The sequence below is a fragment of the Romboutsia sp. LXY-2 genome (assembly GCF_056171995.1).
The window spans coordinates 302,982-325,506 of record NZ_JBKFGI010000006.1 but is presented as its reverse complement, the minus strand read 5'-3'; the positions used below and the strand labels follow the sequence as shown (position 1 = coordinate 325,506).

Sequence of the window (22,525 nt, the reverse complement as noted above, 5' to 3'; positions counted from 1 at the left end):
TTTTAATGAAAAGATGTGACTGGTGTAAATCTGAAGAAATATATGTAAAATACCATGATGAAGAATGGGGTGTGCCTGTTCATGAGGATAGGATTCACTTTGAATATTTAGTATTAGAATCAGCTCAATCAGGTTTAAGTTGGCTAACGATACTTAAAAAAAGAGAGAACTACAGGAAAGCATATGATTACTTTGATTACGAAAAAGTAGCTTTATATGATGAATGTAAGATTTGTGAGCTGATTACCAATGAAGGGATAATTAGAAATAGAAAAAAGATAGAAGCATCAATTAATAATGCAAAGAAGTTTATAGAAATTAGAAATGAGTTTGGAAGTTTTGATGAATATATTTGGAAATTTGTTGATAATAAGATTATTGTTAATAGCTATAGTGATGTATCTAAGCTTCCTGCAAGTTCAGAACTATCGGATATAATTAGTAAAGATCTTAAAAAGAGAGGATTTAGGTTTTTAGGATCAATTACAATATATTCATATTTGCAGGCTGTTGGTTTAATAAATGACCATATTGATTCATGCTTTAGAAAGAAAAAATTTTAAATTATAATAGACTGACTATCAAAGTTATGTTAGTCTTTAAAAGAAATTATTATTTACATATATCAAGGGAGAAAGACATGATAAACAAGATTGCTAAGTTTACAGTATATGTAAACGATCAACAAGAAGCCAAGAAATTCTGGACAGAAAAGTTAAACTTTGTGGTAAAGATAGATGCTACAGAAGGAGAATTAACATGGATAGAAGTTGCTCCAAAAGAAAGTGAATGGGTAACTCTAGTATTATATGATAAGAACCTAATGAAAAAGCAAAATCCATCAGCTAATGTGGACTACAGAACAGTAATATTAAGCACTGAAGATTTAGATAATGCTCATAAGCAAATGAAAGCTAATGGAGTAGAAGTAACTGATATAATAACTACAGACTACGCAAAATTATTTACTTTTAAAGATCAAGATAATAACGAATATATATTAAGAGAAGATAAATTCTAATAAATGATAGAAGCTGCATTAAGAGGATGTTAAATTAAATAACCTTTTTATGCAGCTTTTTGTGTTAAATTATTCTTTATAAAAAGAGAGTATTCATAATTATTTTTAAATTTGACTATATGAGTTATAATAATATTGCTAGTTAAATAGTATTATGTAAGAAAGGAGGAATATATTGAAAAGAGAAGAAAATATAGAAAAAGTTTATGATTTAGATATAGTAACATTTTTATTAAATAGCCAACTATATAAATTGGCCTTAGAACTTTCCATAGGAAGAAAACTTAAGAGTAATGTAATTAGATGGTTTAATGAAATGAATACATTAACGGTAGCAGAAAGAGTAAATTATATTTTTAATAATAAGTATGAAGAAGAATTTTTTAGATTATGGTTTTCAATTAGCAATATATTCGTATTTCTTAGAAGTAGATTTTATGAAAAATCAAAGTATTTAACCAAAAGAGAAGAAAAAAATAAAATGCTTAAAGAGAAAGTAATGCTAGCTATAGCTTTTGAGGAGCAGGCTAACCCTCAGACTTTCTATTTCTCTCAAATTTTTTTAAAGAATGTTTTAACTAGAGCAGGATTTTTTATATCACGGATTTTATTATATGCTTATGTTATTTTTGCAATTATATTTAATATTTGGACTAAAATTATATGTATTTTAATGGGTTTATTGTTATTATGTAAAGCATTATATAAAATTGATATAGAATTAGACTTTAGAAAAACAATGATAATAACTTTCATAGTTTTATCGATATTTAATATTATAGTACTATAGAAGGGTTTGTAATTAAAAATTAACGAGCCCTTTTTTTCGTGTACGGAAAAAATTTATCTAAATGATTTTTTATCATATGAAATAAATAAACTTTATATTGAATATTACATGAAATTAAATTTATAATCATATGAATTTAAATATTTTAAAATTTAATAATTAATAAAAAAAATATTTTGTTAACATTTTTATTTTTTATGAAATCGTTATATTTAGCCGTTTTCAAAGAAAAATTCTAAGTTTTAAATGTATAAAATATTCAGTTAATTTGTTTAAGATCTAAATAAGGGCATTGAAATATTGTCAGAAATATTATATAATTCCAAACAAGAGAAAAAAATGTAGAAAGATATCGAAAAAGGATGAAAAAAATCTACACATTTAAAAGAAAGGAAGAATAATTATGATAAAACTAATAGGTGTTTTAATAGTAGTTATAGGTTTTATATTTAGAATTGAAACACTTTTTACAGTGTTAGTTGCAGGTTTAGCAACAGGAATAGTAGCTGGTTTAGATATAAACCAAATATTAACTATACTAGGGGAATCATTTGTAGCAAATAGAGCAGTATCATTATTTATACTGACTTTACCAGTAATAGGTATATTAGAGAGATACGGATTAAAGCAAAGAGCAGTACACTTAATAGAAAAGCTAGGAAAACTAACTACAGGTGGAGTATTAAGCATATATATGCTAGCTAGACAAATAGCAGGAGCATTATCTATAAGAATGAGTGGGCATCCACAATTTGTTAGACCACTAGTTAACCCTATGGCCCAAGCAGCTGGAACTGCTAAGCATGGTGAATTAGATGAACAAGATGAAGAAACAATAAAAGCGTTATCAGCAGCTTCAGAAAACTATGGTAACTTCTTTGGACAAAACTTATTTGCAGGAAGTAGTGGAGTTTTATTAATAGCTTCAACACTTACTCAATTTGGATACGATGTTACAGAACTAGAAATAGCTAAAGCAAGTATAATAATGGTTGTAGTAGCATTTTTAATATCTGCACTTCAAAACTACTTATTAGATAAGAAGTTAGATAAAAAATATAGAAAAAATAGCTAAATAAGGAGGATATCACAGTGCAAAACTTTATAAATATATCATTAGAACTTTTTTACGCAGCTATGGGTCTTTTAATGATAGTTATAGCATTTAAATCATTTAAGACAATAAATAGCAGTAAGAGATATGGAACAGCATTATTCTGGATATTAATAGCTATGCCATTTATATTCGGAAAAGTATTACCAGCAAATATTGTTGGTTTAATATTAATATTATCAAGTTTATTAACAGTTACAAAGCAAGTTGTATTTGCAAAATACGATATGCCAACTGAAGAATTTGGAGAAAAACAAGCAAGCAAACTTAAGAATAAAATATTCTGGCCATCATTAGTATTAGCATTTGCAGCAGTTGTAGTTGCAATGAGCTTAAAGAACTTCTCAAGTTCTTCTCAATTTGCTATAGGTGTTGGAGCAGTAATAGCATTAATATCTGCGTTTATGATAACTAGAGCAAAAGTTACAACTTCAGTAGAAGATGGAGCTAGATTACTTCAACAAATGGGGCCAACAAGTATGTTACCTCAATTACTAGTTGCACTTGGTGCATTATTTACTCAAGCTGGAGTAGGAGAAGTTATATCAGAAATGATATCAGGAGTAGTGCCTGCTGACAGTAGATTCTTTGGAGTAGTTGCTTACTGTATAGGTATGGCAGTATTTACTATGATAATGGGTAACGCATTTGCAGCATTCTCAGTAATAACTGCAGGTATAGGTATACCATTTGTATTAGCTCAAGGAGCAAATCCTGCAATAGTAGGAGCACTTGCATTAACAGCAGGATACTGTGGAACATTATTAACTCCAATGGCTGCAAACTTCAATATAGTGCCAGCAGCATTACTTGAAGCTAAGAGTCAATATAGTGTTATTAAATATCAAGCTCCAGTAGCTATAATATTATTAGTAATTCACATATTTGCAATGTACTTCTTAGCATTCTAAGATATAATAAAGATAAAAAGTAATAAAATAGGCAATACAGGAGGACGTTAAAATGAAAATATTATTAACAGGATTTGATCCATTTGGTGGAGAACCAGTAAATCCAGCAGAAGAAGCTGTAAAAATGGTAAGTGATAAAATAAATGGAGCTGAAGTAATAAAAATAACTATTCCAACAGTTCAAACTAAGTCTGTAAAAGCTATAGAGGAAGCTATTGAAGCACATAACCCTGACATAGTAATATCAGTAGGCCAAGCTGGAGGAAGATTTGACATAACTCCTGAGAGAGTAGCAATAAATATGGATGATTTTAGAATTAAAGATAATGAAGGAAATCAACCAACTGATGAAATAATAGAAGCTGATGGACAAGCAGCATATTTCTCAAACTTACCAATAAAAGCAATGGTTAAACATATGAATGAAAATCATATACCTGCTTCAGTTTCTAATACAGCTGGGACATTTGTTTGTAACCATGTTATGTATGGAATAATGTATATGATAGATAAAAAATATCCTAACATAAAAGGTGGATTCATCCATATACCATATATGACATCTCAAGTTATAGATAAGAAAAATATGCCATACATGTCTTTAAATGATATTGTTAGAGGGTTAGAATTAGCTTTAGAAGCTTGTACTTTATACAATGAAGATATAAAGGCAGTAGGTGGAGAAATATGCTAGTAGAAAAAATATTTGTCTATGGAAGTTTAAGAAGTGATATGTTTAACTACGATAAACTTCTTAAGGGAAAAGTATCTAAAGTCTACAAAGGTACAATAACTGGTGAATTATTTCATTTAGAAAATAAGGGATATCCAGCTGTTATACCAGGAAGTAATATAATTCAAGGTGAGCTAATGGAATTAAATAACTTTGAGAAGAGTTTAGTGGAATTAGATGAACTAGAAAATTATACTGAAGAAAATAATACTAATTGTGAGTATTTAAGAAAAGTAGTAGATGTTAAGTTAGAAGACGGAACTTCTGAAAAAGCATATTACTATGAATACAATCCAAAGGCCGATATAAACAGTAAAGATGTATTAATTACAGTTGGACATGGTGACTGGAAAAATCACATGAATAGATAGTTTTAAATGGATATAAAAAAGCTAGAGCAAAATATTGCTCTAGCTTTTTTACTTTTAATATGAAAATATGCTTAAATTGGATAAAGTTCGTGTTTTGGTTGAGTGAAGTCGTCCTATTATTTTACATCGTTAATTATATACCATTATATGACCCTTTTATAATAATTAATTATATAAGGGTATTTTTTATATAAACTTTAATTATTATAAATAAAAATGCAATATTTAAATTCACAAAAATAAATAAAAATGAATAATGAAACTGTAATGACGGCTTAACGTTTGTTATAATACGAAATAATAATAAATATATTGACAAAAAATGAGTAAAAAAGTAGAATATACTTAAAAGTTAAAAAATTAAAAAAATAATCAGCATAAGGAGAGGGAGACATAATATATGAAGAAAAAAGGTTATTATATGTTATTTATACCATGTTTAGTATTAATAACATACTTTATGATAGTACCTTTGATGGGGTCGATAATACCGACATTTACGAATTTGACAAATGGAATGTTCGGAGAATATGCAAGGTTTTTTAAAGATGAATATATGATAGAGATATTTTTTAGAACTGTAAAAATATCTGTAATATCATCTATAATATGTATGATTATTGGTGTACCAGTATCATATTACATATCAAGAACATCTAAAAAGTTAAGAGGATTGTTTATAGCACTTACAATATTTCCAATATTAACAAATTCGGTAGTTCGTTCATTTGCATGGATGAGTATCTTAGGTAAAAATGGGGTTATCAACACTTTACTTATGAAGCTTAACTTAATAGGTGAGCCACTATCACTTTTATATACAGAGGGAGCCATTATAGTTGGTACTATATATATATTCCTACCTTTAATGATAATCTCTTTAGTTGGAGTTATGGAAAATGTAGACAATGACTTACTGGAAGCGGCCGAAAGTCTAGGGGCTAGTAAAATAAAGGCATTTTTCAAAGTTATATTCCCACTTAGTTTACCTGGGCTTATAGTTGGGACGGTATTAGTATTTACAGGTTCATTAACAGCATATACAACACCTCAATTATTAGGAGGAAACAAAAATACTGTTCTAGCAACACTTATATATCAAAAGACTATGACATTAGGTGATTGGCAAGGAGCTGCAGTAGTTGCAACTATAATGATAGTAGTTACTTTAATTGTTGTTAAGACTATTAACTCACTTGCATCAAGACTAGATAAGAGAGGTGTATCTTAAAATGAAGAAAAATAAGTTATTAACAGTGTTCGTAATATTAGTATATATATTCTTATTTGCACCATTAGTAATTATAGCTATGACTAGTATAGGGACTGAAAATTATATAGCATTTCCACCAAAAGGATTTAGTTTACAATGGTTTATAAATGTTTTTAAGTCAGAGTCATTTATGAATAGTATGATTACTAGCTTAGTAATATCTACTATAGCAACATTAGCAGCATTAGTTATAGGAATGCCAGCAGCTTATGGACTTAGTAGATATGACTTTAAAGGTAAAGGTGCTTTAAAAAGTTTCTTTTTCTCACCATTAATGATTCCTGCTATAGTAGTTGGTTTTTCATTATTCCAATTTTTATTGGTGAAGCTAAATCTTTCAGTTTATATGAGTTTATTTATAGGACATACATTAGTAATTATTCCTTATATTATAAGGGTTATAGGTTCTAGCTTAGAGGTATTTGATTATTCAATAGAAGAAGCGGCTATGAGCTTAGGTTGTAAAAAGAGCCAAACATTTTTTAAGGTAGTATTACCGAATATAACATCAGGTGTAATGGCAGCATTTATGCTAGCTTTTATAAACTCATTTAATAATGTTCCAGTTTCTATGTTTTTAACAGGACCTGGGGTAAGTACATTACCAATAACTATGATGAACTATGTTGAGTATAATTATGACCCAACTGTATCAGCATTATCAGTTATCTTAATGTTGCTTACTGTTGTAGTAATGTACATATTAGAAAAGACTTTAGGTCTTAGCAATTTTTCAGGGTAGTCATAATTAATATCAACTTGGAGGATACATAAAATGGATTTAATAAATTTACAAAATATAAATGTTTCATATGATAAAAAAAATAACATACTAGAAAACTTAAACTTAAAAGTAAAAAAGGGTGAATTAGTATCACTTCTTGGTCCTAGTGGATGTGGTAAAACTACAACATTAAGAGTAGTTGCTGGTTTTATAGAGCCAACAGCAGGTAAGTTTTTATTAGGAGATAAGGATTATACTAATATACCAGTACATAATAGAAATTTTGGTCTGGTTTTCCAAAGCTATGCATTATTCCCACACTTAACAGTTGAGGAAAATGTAGCCTTTGGTCTTAAGATGAAAAAGATGACCAAAGATGAGATAAAATCAAAGGTTGATGAAATATTAAAAACTGTAGATATGGATCACCTAGCTAAAAGATATCCCAAAGAGCTATCAGGTGGACAAAGACAAAGGGTTGCTATAGCAAGAGCATTAGTCATAGAACCAAGTTTACTTCTTTTAGATGAGCCACTTAGTAACTTAGATGCTAAGTTAAGATTAAAAATGAGAGTTGAAATAAGAAAACTTCAACAAAAGCTTGGAATAACAACACTATTTGTTACACATGATCAAGAAGAGTGTTTCTCAATTTCTGATAAAGTAGCGGTTCTTAATAAAGGGGTTATAGAACAATTTGATACTCCTGAAAATATTTATTCAAATCCAGCTACAGAGTTTGTTGCAAGGTTTGTTGGTTTTGAAAACTTTATTGATTTAAAAAAATCTTCAAAAAATACTTATGTTAGCAAGTCTAATGTTGAGTTTAGTGTTGATAGGAGTAAAGATAAAGAAGAAGTTAAAGCTACTATTAGACCAGATGATATAAAGATAGTTGAGGAGAATTTAGAAAATACTGTTGAAGGTATAGTTGAGGTAAGAACTTTCTTAGGTAAGGCTTATCAATATGATGTTAAAACAGAAATAGGAAATTTAACTGTAAACAGTGAAAATACAGATATATATGAAAAGGGTAACAAAATAAAGCTTCACTTGCCATCAAGTAAGATAGTTTTATTATAAAAATTAAATTTAAACAACAGAGGAGAAGGTCATGAATAAGAAAATAGTATCATTATTATTAACGGGAATACTTAGTGCAACAGCTTTAGTAGGATGTTCAAAATCATCTGATTCAGGAAGTAATGACAAGCTTGTTATATCAACTTGGGGATTAAATGAGGATGTTTTAAAAGAAACAGTATTTGAACCTTTTGCAAAAGAAAAGGGAATAGAAATAGTTTTAGAAGTAGGAAACAATTCTGAAAGATTAACTAAAATGAGAAACAATCCAAACTCAAATATAGACATTACATACTTAGCAGAATCATTTGCAGAACAAGGTATAGAAGCAGGAATATTTGAGGAGCTAGATTATTCTAAAATACCTAATGCTAATAATATAAATGAAAAGGCTAAGGCAACAGTAGAAAGCGGATATGGGCCTGCTTATACATTAAACAGTATAGGGATAGTAGTAGATAAAGAAGCTGGAATAGAAATAAATTCATGGGAAGATTTGTGGAAGCCTGAATTAAAAGGTAAAATAGCAATACCAGATATAACAACTACTAATGGACCAGCTATGGTATCTATAGGAGCAGATAAAGCAGGAGTTGATATAACTAAAGATAATGGAGAAGCTGCATTTAAAGAATTAGAAAAATTAAAGCCAAATGTTGTAAAAACTTACAGTAAATCATCTGACTTAGCTAATATGTTCTCAAGTGGAGAAATAGTAGCAGCTGTAGCATCGGACTTTGCATTTGAAACAATAGCAAAAGCTAAGCCATCAGTTATAAATGTAATACCAGAATCAGGAACATACTTAAACTTTAATACAATAAACATAAATAAAAACTCAAAAAATAAAGATTTAGCATATGAATTTATAAATTATGCATTAAGCAAAGAAGTTCAAGAAAGAACTGCAAAAGCATTAAGTGAATCACCTATAAACACGAAAGTTGAATTATCTGAAGAAGATGCTAAAGGTTTAACTTATGGAAATGTTTTAGATAGTGCTAAGACTATAGATTTTAAAGCTGTAAATCCATTAATGACTGAGTGGGTTGACAAGTGGAATAGAATAATGAATTAATATTAATTAGGCATGACTATGAATGTAGACTTAATTATAAAAAATTTAAACGTATATAACTCTTATTTAAAAAGATTTATAAAATCAGATGTATTAATACATGAAGGTAAATTTATTCATATAGGCTATGAATATAATGATAGGCTAACATGTGAAAATATTATAGATGGTGATAGTAAATATATTATACCCGGTTTAGTAGATATACATATGCACATAGAAAGTTCTATGACTATTCCGAGTGAATTTTCAAAATATGCTATAAAACATGGGGTTACTACAGTAGTAGCTGACCCACATGAAATAGCAAATGTATTTGGTATAGATGGAATAAAAGAATTTATGAAAGAAGATGAAAAACTAGATATATTTTATGGAATACCAAGTTCTGTTCCTTCTACAAATAAAGAGTTAGAAACTACGGGAGATACAATAACATTAAAAGAAATTAAAGAGCTAATTAAAGAAGATAAAATTATTTGTCTTGGGGAAGTAATGAATTTTAAGGATTTAATAGAAGATAAAAACTCTGATATAAACCAAATTATAAACTACGTTAATCAAAACAAAAAAATGCCTCTAGAAGGTCATTGCCCTAAGATTGAGGGAGTTGATTTATCTTTATACATTTATAGAGGAGTAAATGGAGATCATACTCAACAAACGGTAAAATCATTAGAAGAAAAAATCAAAAATGGTATGTTTATAGAAATGCAACATAAGTCTATGACTAAAGAAAATATAGATTATTTAATAGAAAATAATTTATACGAACATTTTTGTTTGGCAACAGACGATGTAATGGCAGATAAACTATTAGAAGGTCATCTAAATAAATTAGTTATAGAAGCTATAAACTTAGGTATGTCAATTGAAAATGCAATATATGTAGCTACATACACTCCAGCAAGAAGAATGAATCTTTTTGATAGAGGGGTTATAGCTCCAGGTAAAATAGCTGATTTTATAATAATTGATGATCTGGATAAATTTGAAATTAATGAAGTTTATAAAGATGGAGATCTAGTTTATAGTAAGTCAAAAGGATTAGAAGAAAAGTATTTTAATAGTAAAAGTAAAATAAATAAAGAATTTTATAATAGTATAAAACTAAAAAATATAAGTAAAGATGATTTATTAGTTAAAGTACCTAAAAAATATAAAGATAAAGTAACTTGTAGGACTATGAAAGTATCTAAAAATACTACATTTACACAAGAATGCGAGAAAGTTTTGGATATAAAAGATGATATTTTAAACTGGGAAAATTCTGACTGTGCTTTAATAGCCGTGTTTGAAAGATACGGCAAAAATAATAATGTGGCATTTGGACTAGTTGAGGGATGTATTATAAAAGAAGGTGCAATAGCAACAACTTGGGCACATGACCATCATAATCTTATGGTTATGGGACATAACTTAGATGATATGGTAGCAGCAACTAATGAAGTAATAAGTTCAAAAGGTGGATATGCTGTAGCTAATGATAATAAAATACTAGCAAAATTAGAGTTGCCTATAGGTGGTATTGTAAGTGATGAAAGTATTTCTATTTTAGGTAATAAGCTAAATTTAGTAAGAGACGCTATGAAAGATTTAGGATACGATCATATGAATGAAATAATGTCATTTAGTACATTATCGTTACCAGTTAGCCCAGAACTTAAAATAACTGATAAAGGACTCGTAAATGTTAGAAATAGTAAGATAGTTTCTTTATTTAAAGATTAAAATAAAAAAATATATATATATTATTAGATTAGACTATGTTTCAAGCATAGTCTAATTTATTAATTATATATAAATTATTTGAGTAAAAGCAATATAGTAGTGGAGGATTTTATGAACTTAAAAAGTGGCATTATAGTAATTGAAAATGTAACAATACTTACAATGAATGAAAATAAAGATATTATAGAAAATGGATTAGTAATAATAAAAGATAACAAAATAGATTATGTTGGAAACAAAAAAATAAGTGAAATAATAGAAAAAGAAACAGAAGTAACAACAATAGATGGTAAAAATTCTATATTAATGCCAGGTATGATAAATTGCCATACTCATGTTTCTATGGTTCCCTTTAGAAGCTTGGCAGATGATTGTAAAGATAGGTTAAAAAGATATTTATTTCCACTAGAACAAAAACTAGTAGACAAGAATCTTACTTATATTGGTGCAAAATATGGTATAGCAGAAATGCTTTTAGGTGGAGTAACTACGTTTTGTGATATGTATTATTTCGAAGATGAAGTAGCGAAAGCATCTAAAGAAATGAATATGAGAGCTGTAGTTTGTGAAACTGTAGTTGATTTTGTAGGCCCAAATTCTAATAAACCTTATGATGGATTAGATTATTCAAGATGGTTTATTGAAAAATGGAAAAATGATGATTTAATAATACCAGGAATAGCACCTCATGCAATATATACAAATAGCGATGAAAGTTTAAAAGAAGCTTATGAAATAAGCAAAAAATACAATGTACCAATGATGATGCATGTAGCAGAAATGGATTATGAAGTAAAAGAATATAAGGAAAAATATAATTTAACACCAGTCAAGTATTTAGATAAGTTAGGTATTTTAGATTCAAACTTTATATCAGCTCATACTGTATTAGTGGATGATGAAGATATAAAGATACTAAAAGAAAGAAATGTAAAAGTTTCTCATAATGTAGGTGCAAACTCAAAAGGTGCTAAGGGAGTTGCTCCTATTATTAAAATGATGAAAGAAAATATAGATATAGGTCTTGGTACTGATGGTCCTATGAGTGGAAATACTTTGGACATAATAACTCAAATGACTCAAGTAGGAAAAGTACATAAGTTATTTAATAATGATAGAACATTATTACCTTCAATAGAAATAGTAGAGATGGCTACAATTGGTGGAGCTAAGGTCCTTGGTATTGATAAAGAAGTAGGAAGTATAGAAGTTGGGAAAAAGGCTGATATAACAATTATAGAAACAGAATCTGTAAACATGCAACCTATATATGATTATTATTCTACTATAGTTTATAGTGCTAATCCAAGTAATGTGGATACTGTTATTGTGGATGGAAAGATTGTTGTTAAAGATAAAAGACTTATAAGCTCTGATTTTAAAAAAATAAGAAATGATTTGATGTCGTTAAAAGAAAAAATAGATAATGTGGCTAAAACTCTTTAGGTAATATACCTACCTCGATTTCCACGAGGTAGGTGTATTTTTAGATTTTTATCTAGCATATTTTTTATCTTTTTCAAGCTCTTAGATATTTACAATTAATTTTATATCTTCTGTTTATATTAATATCCTCCCAGAAGTTATTCGAAGGCTTAGCAGTTCAAGCAAATCGAATTTTATTTTATAAACTTATATATAAAAGGTCTTCTTACTTTAATTGCTTTTTTAGGACATAACTCATGACAACAAAAACATCGTATACACACATCTAAATCAATATTAGGTAATTTATTTTCCATATTTATAACTTGAGGAGGACATACTCTAGAGCACTCTCCACATCCTATACATTTATTATTTACTACAATAGGCTTTCCTGCAAGTTTTTTATTTACAAAAACTTCTATACTCTTTGGTACCATACCTCTTAAAAAACTAATACTTTTAGTAGTTGGGATTTTGTAGTCAGTTATTATTTTATCTTCTATTTTTTCTCCTAATACATTTATATCAGTAAAATCTTTAGATATTAATTTTCTTTCAACGCTTCTTTGAACTGTCGGTACTTCAAGAGGATCTAGGTTTATTATTTTACATGCGACTACATCTAAAGCATAAGGGTTGGTAGAGCCTAGTATTAATCCTACTTTACGAGGAGTACCAGCTGAAGGTCCTTCTCCTTCCATACCTATAACACCATCCATAATAGTAAGGGAAGGTGATACATATTCACAAATGTCTACTAGTGCTTCTGTGAAGTCTTTAACTTCAGGCATTTTAAAGTGATATTCAGCTTTAGATACACCAGGAATTACTCCAAATAAGTTCTTTACTCCTCCTGTGAAAGTTGCCATCATATGGGTTTTAAGTTTACAAACATTAATAACATGATCAACTTCTGTTATTGGTTTTATTACATTCATGTATTTTAGTATTTTACCATTTTTATTTTCAACTTTTATTTCTGATGTATCATAGTTTAGGTTAATACCTAAATCATTACAAACATCCTCTATGCCACAAGTTTTATAAACTCCTTTTAGAGCGTTTATTGTATATGGCCCACCTGGGCTATCTCCAACAATAATATTACAATCTAATTTTAGTAGTTCCTCTGCTAAAATTTTTAGTATCATAGGATGAGTAGTAGTTACTTCATTAGGATTTTTTTTCATCAATAAATTTAACTTTATAAACACAGTACTATTTCTTTTTATGTATTTTTCTAATCCACCTAAATCTTCTAATAATTTTATCATAGAACTTTGAACTTCTTCGTACCTATAATCATTACAACTCCTTAAGACAACATTTTTCATAATTTCTCCTTCATAATTACTATATTTTAATTAAATCTTAATTAGTAACAATATATATAAATTATAAGGTTTATGGATTTTATTGTAAATTATCAACTTCTTTTATTACTATAAAAAGGTTGGATATAGCTATCCAACCTTTATTATAATGTATTATTTAATTTTTATAGTTATATTGTTACTTTGGAATTATACAATACTAGGATAATAGTAATTAGCTTCTAAAGACTCTAAATAAGAACAGAATGATTTAAATTCTTCAATACTTTTAATTTCTTTTAAACTTCTAATATCTATCATATTATTACTAGGCTTATGAAGTAGAAAGCCCATGTCATAAATTTCACATTCTAAGAATCCTTTTTCAAAGTCATACTTATAAGGCGTATACTTATCAATGTTGTTTTCGAAATACTTAATTTTAGCATAGCATAACCTATTAATATAAAAAAGTAGGGCTAATGCAGAATGTTTTTTAGCAAATTTATGAGAAAAATAATTAACAGTATGGTATTTATCGTGTCTTAGTTGCCATATTAAATCTTCACTGCAAGTTAATGAGTATTTGTCTATAAGTTTAATTTTATCTATACTTAGCTCTCTTTTTAATGATTCGTCTCTCATATTTTCACCCCTAGTAAAATTATATGTTTATAATAATATGGTAATATATTATTAAGAATTAATAAAATAGGTATTATAAATACTTGAGAGTAGGTATATTAATAAAATCAATACATTCTATTGTAAATCAATTTTAAGGAATCTAGTTAAAAAAATAAAAGAGAGAATAACTATAGTTATTCTCTCTTAACATATTATAATACTCTTTTAGACCAAAGATAAGTTTTGTTCCAATAAGATGTGTTTATATTTGCTTTTTGAACGTTTTCACCTGGTTGAGGTGCATGAATCATTTCATTGTTTCCAATGTATATACCAACATGTGATACATTACCACTTCCATCTGTACTAGAGAAGATTAAGTCACCAGGTTGAAGTTGAGATTTGTTAACAGTTGTTCCAACTGTAGATTGCTCTCTAGATGTTCTTGGTAAATTAACTCCTGCGGCATTTTTATATACATAATATACTAATCCTGAACAGTCAAATGAATTAGGTCCTTCAGCACCCCAAACATAAGGTTTACCTATTTGGCTAAGTGCTAAATTTACAACAGCATTTTGCTTACTTGTAGAGGGGTTTGAAGTTGATCCTTGATCATTTGATGAATCTTGATTACCTGAAGATGATTTAGTGATATAGTCAGCACTAGACCATCCTATGTTTCCATTTGATAATTTTACTTTATACCATCTATTAGAACTTCCAAGTAATTCTACTTTATTATTCTTATATAATTTACCTATTACAGAATAACTAGTGCTAGCGCCATTTCTTACATTTAAAACATCCGTAGTTACAATACCATAACCTAAAGATGAATTGCCAGTTGAACCTTGGTTATTTGATGAATCTTGATCATTTGATGATGTTTTATTGATATAATCTCCGCTAGACCATCCAGTAGATCCATTAGATAGCTTTATTTTATACCATCCATTTGAAGATGATAATAGTTCTACCTTATCATTTTTATGTATTTTTCCTATTATAGAGTAGTTAGTACCAGCGCCACTTCTTACATTTAAAGTCGCAGTATTAACAACACCATAACCTAAAGAACCTTGATTATTAGAAGATCCCTTTGATATATAGTCACCACTAGACCATCCAGTAGATCCGTTAGATAATCTTACTTGATGCCATCCATTTGAAGATTGAAGTATTTCTACTGTATTACCTCTATATAATTTACCTATTACTGAATGATTTGTGCTTGGACCGCTTCTTACATTCAATACATCAGTAGTAACTGTTCCTTTTTCAGCTGCATAAACATCTGTAGCTCCCATTGCAAGTGCTACAGAACTTAAACCTATAGACATTACTACGCTTTTTTTTATCATTCATTTCCTCCTTTGTAGTTTAAAGTTAAATTTTGTTTGTAATATATGTTTATTCGACAAAATATTACTATAACCATACTACTATAAGGGACATTATTTGTAAACATTAAGCAAAAAAATAAGGATAGATTAAATTAATAATCTATCCTTAGGATTTTACTGCATTTTTTCAGGCTCTGCGTATTTTTCACCTTTTGTATCTACTTTTATTGATTTTATTACTACTTTATTTACAGGAGCATCATTAGCTCCAGTTTCTACTTTTTCTATCTTTTTAACTACATCCATACCGTTAATTACTTTACCAAAAGCAGCATACTCACCATCTAAGCTAGGAGTATCTTCAGCCATTATAAAGAATTGACTTCCTGCACTATCTTTTTGTTGGGTTCTAGCCATAGATAATACACCCTCAGTATGTTGTAAATCATTATAGAAGCCATTGCTTCCGAATTCACCTTTTATGCTATATCCAGGTCCACCCATACCTGTACCTTCTGGATCTCCACCTTGAATCATGAAACCTTCAATAATTCTATGGAAAGTAAGGTTGTCATAAAACCCACTATTAGCAAGAAAAATAAAATTGTTAACAGTATTTGGAGCTATATGAGGATATAATTCAGCCTCAATAGTACCAAAACCTTCAACTTCTATTGTTGCTATTGGGAGTTGTTCTGGAGGTGTTCTAACTTCGTCATTTGAAGGTTCTTCAGCTTTCTTAGAACAACCTGCTACAGCTAAAGCACCAATAAGTAAAGCACTTAATAATCCTAACTTAAACTTTTTCTTCATATGTAATACCACCTTTATGTTAATTCTCGGTTTATTATATCATAATAATATTATAAAAAAATAGACCAGTCGTTAACTTAATTAATAATTTTAATTATTAGATAGATAGTGGTATTAACTTATTTAAAAGATATATTTTTTGATTGATTATTTCTCCACTAAAGCAATAGCTCTTATAGGTGAGCCAGATCCTGCTCTAATTTTTAGTGGTAGACCAAAATATAAAAATCTTTTATTAACAACTTTATCTAAGTTACATAAGTTTTCTGTGTTTGTTATATCATACTCACCGCATACTAAATGGCCAGAAAAATCTAAATCATCAGGATGATCTATGGCTGGTGCATCAACACCAATATTAACAACGCCACATTTTGCTAGATATTTAGCAGCTTCATAGCTAAGACCAGAGTATTCTGTTTGCCATTTATCAGTTCCGAAATTTCTATCATAATGTCCTGTATACATTAATAAAATATCTCCCTTTATTATTTCTTCCTTTGATTTATTTAAAGCACCTTTTATATCTTCAACTTCTATGTATCTACTATAAGGTATATGCGATAAATCTAAGCATATTGCACTTCCAAAAAAATATTCTAATGGCATATTTTCAATAGTATTGCCACTAGGCTTGTATTCCCAAACAGCATCACAATGTGTGCCGCCATGTTCACTAATTAGTAGGTTCCTAGCAGAAAAGCCTAGCTTAGTACTGCCTGTTTTTTCCATGTTTTCTTCATGAGTCATGTTAGTCATTATAAAGGTTGGTTGATGCATGGGAAATACAGACATACCTTGAAAAATCTCTTGAGATAAATCTATAACTTCTAAACTCATATAAATCCTCCTAAAAACTTTATTTAATAAGTTATATTCATTAACATGTGAAAATATAATTTATTAAACAAGTATATAAAAAACAATTATAGAACTTTTAAAAGAGTTTATGAGGAAAAGATAAATGAAGATTTGCTTGTTTTAATAATTTATCTACTTATAAAAGTAAATTTAAAGATAAGGAGATAATTAAGATGGAAAAGAAAAAATATGTATTAGCAGTACCTAATTTTAGCGAAGGGGCTAGAAGTGAGGTTATTGAAAGTGTAGTAGATGAAGTAAGAAAAGTAGAAGGAGTAAAACTTGTTAGCTACGAACCAGAGCAAGACTTTAACAGAACAGTGGTTACATTTATAGGAGAGCCAGAGCCAGTCAAAACTGCATTAGTTAATATGGCTGCAAAGTCTATAGAACTAATTGATATGAGAAATCATAAAGGGACACATCCAAGAATAGGAGCACAAGATACACTTCCTATATTCCCATTTAAAGATATTACAATTGAAGAGTGTGTAGAATTAGCAAAAGAAATAGGTAAAGAGTTACATGAAAAAACTAAGATACCTGTATTCTTTGCTGGAGAAGCTGCAAGAAATAATGATAGAAAAGCATTTGCTTACATAAGAGCAGGTCAATATGAAGGTTTAAGAGATTTATTAAAAGAGTATAAAAATAATGAAGATAAAAAAGAAGAATATGAAAATAGAAAGCCAGACTTAAGTGTAGATGGCTTGTTAAGTGAGAGTGCAGGCGGAACAATTTGTAGTGCAGAAACTGACGGACTTACTGCTTATAATATATTTTTAGGAACAGAAAACATTCAGATTGCCAAGGAAATAGCAAAAGGTTTAAGAGGTCCAAGTGGAGGATTTACTACTATAAGAGCTGTGGGAATAAAATTCCCTGAAAGAGAAGGTGTAGTAGTATCTATGAATCTTCTTGATTGTTCTAAAACACCTATGCATAGAGCTTATGAGTTTGTAAAGCGTGAAGCTGAAAGATATGGAGTAATGGTAACAGGTACAGAGTTAGTAGGTCCTATAAAATTAGATTATATACTAGATAGTTTCCAGTATTTCTTTAGACTGGAAGGATTTAGAAAAGAACAGATACTAGAAACTCATTTAATGGATATGTAGGGGGATTGTTTATGTTTGATGTAATTATAAAAAATGCTAGAATACCTCAAGGTGATAATACTGTACTTACTAATATATTAGTAAAAGATGAGAAAATAGCAGGGTTTATTGATGATATAACTATGGTTGATGGTAAAGAAATAATAGATGCAAATGGGAATTTAACACTTCCTGGATGTATTGACTCACATACACATTTTATGTATCAAGGTTTCCCTCATAGAGAAAACTTCTTAACTGGTACAGCTGCTGCGGCAACAGGAGGTGTAACAACAATAATTGATATGCCTTGTTGCTCAGTGCCTTCAGCAAGAAGCGTAGAACAACTTAAAACAAAGATAGGAATTTGTGGACCTCAAGCTGTAGTGGACTATGCAATGTGGGGAGGCGTAACAGGTGAAGATGTAAGAGAAGGATGGCTGCATAATGTACAGGAACAAGCAGATTATGGGGTAGTAGCATTTAAAGTATATATGACTCCATCAGTGCCAACATATCCAAGAGTTACAGATCCGGAAATGTTTGAATGTTTTAAGGCAGTATCTAAAACAGGTCTTCCGATTGGTATTCATGCAGAAAATTATGCAATGTGTGACTTTTATGTAAATAGATTTAAGGAAGAAGGAAGATTAGATGGACCAGCTTGGGCAGAAGCAAGAATGGAACTTGCTGAAAAGGTTGCTATAGAGCTTGGAATAAGTTTTGCTGAAGCGAGTGGTGCTAGACTTCATATAGTTCATATGAGTACTGGAGTAGGTGCAAAACTAGTAAGAGAAGCTAAGATTAAAGGATTAGATGTTACAAGTGAATCTTGTCCACATTATTTAACATTAAACTATCAAGAAGCAATGACTAAGTATGGACCGCTTGCCAAAATAGCACCACCTTTGAGAACTAAAAAAGATAATGAAGAGCAATGGGAAGGTATAAATAATGGAAGTATAGATTTTATAGCTACTGACCATGCGCCATATGAGATTGAAAGTGAAAAATTAAAAGAAGGTATGAATATTTGGACTTCATTCCCTGGAATACCTGGTGTTGAAACTATGGTACCAGTAATTGTTAGTGAAGGATATAATAAAGGAAAAATATCATTAAGTAAATTAGTAGATATATTAAGTACAAATGCAGCTAAGCACTATGGTCTATATCCAAAGAAGGGTGCTTTAAATATAGGGTCTGATGCAGATTTTACTATTATAGACTTAGATAAAGAATGGATAGTAGATCCAAAAACAATGGTATCTATGTGTGGATATACCCCGCTTGAAGGAATGAACCTTAAAGGAAAAGTATTTAAAACAGTAGTTAGAGGTCATTTAACATATGAAGATGGAGAAGATGGCATTCTATCGAAATTAGATAACTATGACGTAGTATTTAATAACCCTGATGAATTAACTAGTAAAGAATATGATGTAAGTTATAGAAAAGAGCATCCAGAAGTGATAGTTGATCATGTTAAAAATATTAAGGGAATAATGGTCAAACCTGGATTTGGAAAATTTGTTAAGAGACAACAAATAATGAAGTTAGATAAGAAAATTACTTATTAATAGGAGGAAATTTAAGTATGCCAAGACATGGAATAGTTGTTATAGATATGTTGAATGATTTTGTAGGAGAAAGTGCACCACTAAGATGTCCAGGAGGAGAGAAAATAATTCCTGACTTACAAAAATTATTTAAATGGGTAAGAGAAAGAAATGCAAGAGGACTTGATGATATTCAATTAATTCATATACAAGAGGCTCACAGAAAAAATGATGCAGATTTTAGAGTAAGACCTCGTCACGCAGTTAAAGGAACTTGGGGATCTGATTTTATAAAGGAACTATATCCTGAAGGCGAAGAATATATAGTTCAAAAAAGAAGACATAGTGGGTTTGCTCATACGGATTTAGATTTATATTTAAGAGAAGAAAATTTAGATACAGTTGTAGTAACTGGTGTATGGACTAATGTTTGTGTTAGAAGTACAGCAAGTGATGCACTGTACAATGCATATAAGGTCATAACTTTAAGCGATGGTGTTCATTCTAAAAATGATGAAATGCATGAAAATGGATTAAAGGATTTAAGCATATTTACTAAAATAATGACAATTGATGAGTATATTAATGCTTGGGAAAATGGATTAGACCCATGGATAGGTGGAGGAGACACAGAAAATAAAGTAGAGTAAATGTTAATAGGTAGGACTACTTAAAGTAGGCCTACCTAAATTTAAACAATAAAACTTTATAAGGAGAAGTTTTATGAAAATAATAGTTGGAATTTCTGGAGGAAGTGGTGCGATTTATGCACTTGGAATTTTACAAGGATTAAAAGAACTTAATATAGAAACTCATTTAGTTGTATCTAATATGGGAGAGTATGTTGTAAACCATGAGTGTGGTGTAAGTTTAGACGAGCTTAAAAAAATGGCAAGTTTTTATTATGAAAATTATGATTTAGCAGCTCCAATAGCAAGTGGATCCTTCAAAACTGATGGAATGATAATAGTTCCTTGTTCAATGAAAACACTGGCATCTATAACTATGGGTTATAGTGATTCTCTATTAACTAGAGCAGCGGATGTTTGTATAAAGGATAGAAGGAGATTGGTTATATTGCCAAGGGAAACTCCTCTTAGCTCTATACATTTAGAGAATATGTTAAAGCTATCAAACTTAGGAGTAAGTATAATGCCACCAACACCAGGTTTTTATAATCATCCACAAAATATAAGCGATATAGTTACTTCAATAGTCGGTAGAGCCCTAGATCAACTAGATATAGAACATAGTTTGTTACAAAGATGGGGTGAGTAATATATGGAAACACAAATGTTAAGATATACTATGGATAAATTAGAAAGTTTAGGTTATTTAAAAAACTGTAATAAAGAAGTTGATCCTAAATTTGAGCTAGGCGCAGTATTAAGATATTTTGATAATGAAGTTCCTATAAAATTTAATAATATTAAAAATCATAATATTAGCTTAGTCGGTGGACTATATGGAAATCGAAAAATATTTTATGATCTAATGGATACTAATAGAGAAGGAAGAATATTTAAAATAATAAATTCAATTACGAACCCATGCGAAGTGTTAAGAGTTAATACAGGACCAATAAAAGAAAATATTATAACTAATAATATAGATATAACTAAAATGTTTCCAATACCAACATCTCATGAAAAAGATTCGTCTAGCTTTATAACAGCAGGAATGCTAATAGTAAAAGATCCAGAAAGTAATGATACACATATGGCTGTTAGAAGATTTCAAGTAAACTCAAAAACTAATATTAGTACATTAATATCAAAAGCATCACCACATTTAAGAAAAATAATAGATGATAGCAATGAGAAGAATATTAAAATACCTTGTGCAGTGGTTTTAGGATATGATGCAGAGTTTTTAATAGCTTCACAAATAAGTTCTTCAAAATATGGTTTGGACAAATATAAGGTTTATAGTTCTTTAAAAGGAGAACCTTTAAAAGTTATCAAATGCCATAGTGTAGATATTGAAGTACCTACATTTTGCGAAATAGTACTTGAGGGATACATAGTACCAGGTAAAAAAGTTACGGAAGGTCCTTTTGGTGAGTTGATGGGATATTATGGAGAAATAGCTCCTAATCCAGTTATGGAAATAACCACAGTAATGCATAGAAATAACCCTATATACCAACATGCTTTTCCTTGCAGAGAAGAGCATTTATCCAACGGATTAATAAGAGAAGTTGAAATATACAGTGCATTAAAAGATATTGTAGATGTAGACGACGTAAATGTTACTGTTGGTGGTGGATGTAGACTTCATTCCATAATTAGTATTAATAAAAAAAATGAAGGTGATGGAAAGAGTGCAATACTTGCTTCTCTTGGAAGTAGTAAAGATTTAAAGCATGTAGTTATAGTAGATGATGATATAGATATATACAATCACAAAAGTGTGGAGTTAGCTTTATCATCAAGAGTTCAAGCTAGTGAAGATGTAGTGATAATAAAAAATGCTTTAGGTAGTGGTCTAGAAGCATCTCATGTTAATAAAGGACTTACAGACAAAATGGGAATAGATGCTACTAAACCATTAAATAATAGTCTATTTGATATGTCTATTATACCTGAATATGAATGTATAGATATAAATAATTATTTTTAATAAAAATACAGCCGATAGCTTTTAAAAGAG

At 29.3% G+C, this 22,525-nt stretch carries 23 protein-coding genes; 18 read left to right on the top strand and 5 right to left on the bottom strand.

Annotated features, from left to right (window positions below; translation table 11 throughout):
- The first annotated feature begins 5 nt into the window (after nt 1-5).
- The 13 genes from ACI48P_RS12700 to ACI48P_RS12640 all read left to right on the top strand — a co-directional run bounded on the left by ACI48P_RS12700 (nt 6) and on the right by ACI48P_RS12640 (nt 12,275).
- Complete coding sequence (locus ACI48P_RS12700) at nt 6-563, top strand: DNA-3-methyladenine glycosylase I (RefSeq protein ID WP_475216240.1); 558 nt, start codon at nt 6-8, stop codon at nt 561-563.
- 77 nt (nt 564-640) lie between these two features.
- Nucleotides 641-1,021 carry a VOC family protein gene (locus ACI48P_RS12695; protein WP_475216238.1) on the top strand — a complete coding sequence of 127 codons (381 nt, stop codon included), beginning with the start codon at nt 641-643 and terminating at the stop codon, nt 1,019-1,021.
- Nucleotides 1,022-1,196: 175 nt separating this feature from the next.
- Complete coding sequence (locus ACI48P_RS12690) at nt 1,197-1,811, top strand: hypothetical protein (RefSeq protein ID WP_475216236.1); 615 nt, start codon at nt 1,197-1,199, stop codon at nt 1,809-1,811.
- A gap of 403 nt (nt 1,812-2,214) precedes the next feature.
- Nucleotides 2,215-2,886: a DUF969 domain-containing protein gene (locus ACI48P_RS12685; RefSeq protein ID WP_475216234.1), complete on the top strand. Its 672-nt coding sequence runs from the start codon at nt 2,215-2,217 to the stop codon at nt 2,884-2,886.
- A 17-nt stretch (nt 2,887-2,903) separates the two neighbouring features.
- On the top strand, nt 2,904-3,836 hold the full coding sequence (locus ACI48P_RS12680; RefSeq protein WP_475216232.1) for a DUF979 domain-containing protein: 933 nt from the start codon (nt 2,904-2,906) through the stop codon (nt 3,834-3,836).
- Between the two features lie 52 nt (nt 3,837-3,888).
- Nucleotides 3,889-4,530 carry a pyroglutamyl-peptidase I gene (gene pcp, locus ACI48P_RS12675; protein WP_475216231.1) on the top strand — a complete coding sequence of 214 codons (642 nt, stop codon included), beginning with the start codon at nt 3,889-3,891 and terminating at the stop codon, nt 4,528-4,530.
- Nucleotides 4,524-4,940 carry a gamma-glutamylcyclotransferase family protein gene (locus ACI48P_RS12670; protein WP_475216230.1) on the top strand — a complete coding sequence of 139 codons (417 nt, stop codon included), beginning with the start codon at nt 4,524-4,526 and terminating at the stop codon, nt 4,938-4,940. Before pcp ends, ACI48P_RS12670 begins: the two co-directional genes overlap by 7 nt.
- A 400-nt stretch (nt 4,941-5,340) precedes the next feature.
- The gene (locus ACI48P_RS12665) at nt 5,341-6,171 is read left to right on the top strand and encodes an ABC transporter permease (protein ID WP_475216228.1); all 831 of its coding nucleotides are present in this window, start codon (nt 5,341-5,343) and stop codon (nt 6,169-6,171) included.
- 1 nt (nt 6,172) lies between these two features.
- Nucleotides 6,173-6,955, top strand: coding sequence for an ABC transporter permease (locus tag ACI48P_RS12660; RefSeq protein ID WP_475216226.1), 783 nt, complete (start codon nt 6,173-6,175; stop codon nt 6,953-6,955).
- Nucleotides 6,956-6,988: 33 nt separating this feature from the next.
- A complete protein-coding gene (locus tag ACI48P_RS12655) occupies nt 6,989-8,020 on the top strand; it encodes an ABC transporter ATP-binding protein (protein WP_475216225.1) in 1,032 nt (343 codons plus the stop codon).
- Nucleotides 8,021-8,051: 31 nt separating this feature from the next.
- Nucleotides 8,052-9,098 carry an ABC transporter substrate-binding protein gene (locus ACI48P_RS12650; RefSeq protein WP_475216224.1) on the top strand — a complete coding sequence of 349 codons (1,047 nt, stop codon included), beginning with the start codon at nt 8,052-8,054 and terminating at the stop codon, nt 9,096-9,098.
- Nucleotides 9,099-9,116: 18 nt separating this feature from the next.
- The gene (locus ACI48P_RS12645; RefSeq protein WP_475216222.1) at nt 9,117-10,829 is read left to right on the top strand and encodes an adenine deaminase C-terminal domain-containing protein; all 1,713 of its coding nucleotides are present in this window, start codon (nt 9,117-9,119) and stop codon (nt 10,827-10,829) included.
- Between the two features lie 111 nt (nt 10,830-10,940).
- A complete protein-coding gene (locus ACI48P_RS12640; protein WP_475216220.1) occupies nt 10,941-12,275 on the top strand; it encodes an amidohydrolase in 1,335 nt (444 codons plus the stop codon).
- A gap of 173 nt (nt 12,276-12,448) precedes the next feature.
- Here the strand turns inward: ACI48P_RS12640 and ACI48P_RS12635 are convergent, their stop codons facing one another.
- The 5 genes from ACI48P_RS12635 to ACI48P_RS12615 all read right to left on the bottom strand — a co-directional run bounded on the left by ACI48P_RS12635 (nt 12,449) and on the right by ACI48P_RS12615 (nt 17,196).
- A complete protein-coding gene (locus ACI48P_RS12635) occupies nt 12,449-13,591 on the bottom strand; it encodes a DUF362 domain-containing protein (RefSeq protein WP_475216218.1) in 1,143 nt (380 codons plus the stop codon).
- A gap of 189 nt (nt 13,592-13,780) precedes the next feature.
- Nucleotides 13,781-14,215, bottom strand: coding sequence for a hypothetical protein (locus ACI48P_RS12630; protein ID WP_475216217.1), 435 nt, complete (start codon nt 14,213-14,215; stop codon nt 13,781-13,783).
- Between the two features lie 194 nt (nt 14,216-14,409).
- The gene (locus tag ACI48P_RS12625; protein WP_475216215.1) at nt 14,410-15,561 is read right to left on the bottom strand and encodes a C40 family peptidase; all 1,152 of its coding nucleotides are present in this window, start codon (nt 15,559-15,561) and stop codon (nt 14,410-14,412) included.
- 156 nt (nt 15,562-15,717) lie between these two features.
- Entirely contained in the window at nt 15,718-16,356 is a 639-nt protein-coding gene (locus ACI48P_RS12620; protein ID WP_475216213.1) for a peptidylprolyl isomerase, read from the bottom strand.
- Nucleotides 16,357-16,503: 147 nt separating this feature from the next.
- Nucleotides 16,504-17,196: a cyclase family protein gene (locus tag ACI48P_RS12615; RefSeq protein WP_475216211.1), complete on the bottom strand. Its 693-nt coding sequence runs from the start codon at nt 17,194-17,196 to the stop codon at nt 16,504-16,506.
- A 194-nt stretch (nt 17,197-17,390) separates the two neighbouring features.
- Between ACI48P_RS12615 and ftcD the strand changes: the two genes are divergently transcribed.
- From ftcD to ACI48P_RS12590, 5 genes are all read left to right on the top strand, one after another.
- Nucleotides 17,391-18,335 (top strand): glutamate formimidoyltransferase, encoded by a 945-nt coding sequence (ftcD, locus tag ACI48P_RS12610; RefSeq protein WP_475216209.1) that lies wholly within the window; start codon nt 17,391-17,393, stop codon nt 18,333-18,335.
- Between the two features lie 11 nt (nt 18,336-18,346).
- Nucleotides 18,347-19,894, top strand: coding sequence for a dihydroorotase (locus ACI48P_RS12605; protein WP_475216207.1), 1,548 nt, complete (start codon nt 18,347-18,349; stop codon nt 19,892-19,894).
- Nucleotides 19,895-19,911: 17 nt separating this feature from the next.
- A complete protein-coding gene (locus ACI48P_RS12600; RefSeq protein ID WP_475216205.1) occupies nt 19,912-20,523 on the top strand; it encodes a cysteine hydrolase family protein in 612 nt (203 codons plus the stop codon).
- Nucleotides 20,524-20,596: 73 nt separating this feature from the next.
- Complete coding sequence (locus tag ACI48P_RS12595) at nt 20,597-21,151, top strand: UbiX family flavin prenyltransferase (RefSeq protein WP_475216203.1); 555 nt, start codon at nt 20,597-20,599, stop codon at nt 21,149-21,151.
- A 3-nt stretch (nt 21,152-21,154) separates the two neighbouring features.
- The gene (locus ACI48P_RS12590; RefSeq protein WP_475216201.1) at nt 21,155-22,495 is read left to right on the top strand and encodes a UbiD family decarboxylase; all 1,341 of its coding nucleotides are present in this window, start codon (nt 21,155-21,157) and stop codon (nt 22,493-22,495) included.
- The last annotated feature ends 30 nt before the right edge of the window (nt 22,496-22,525 follow it).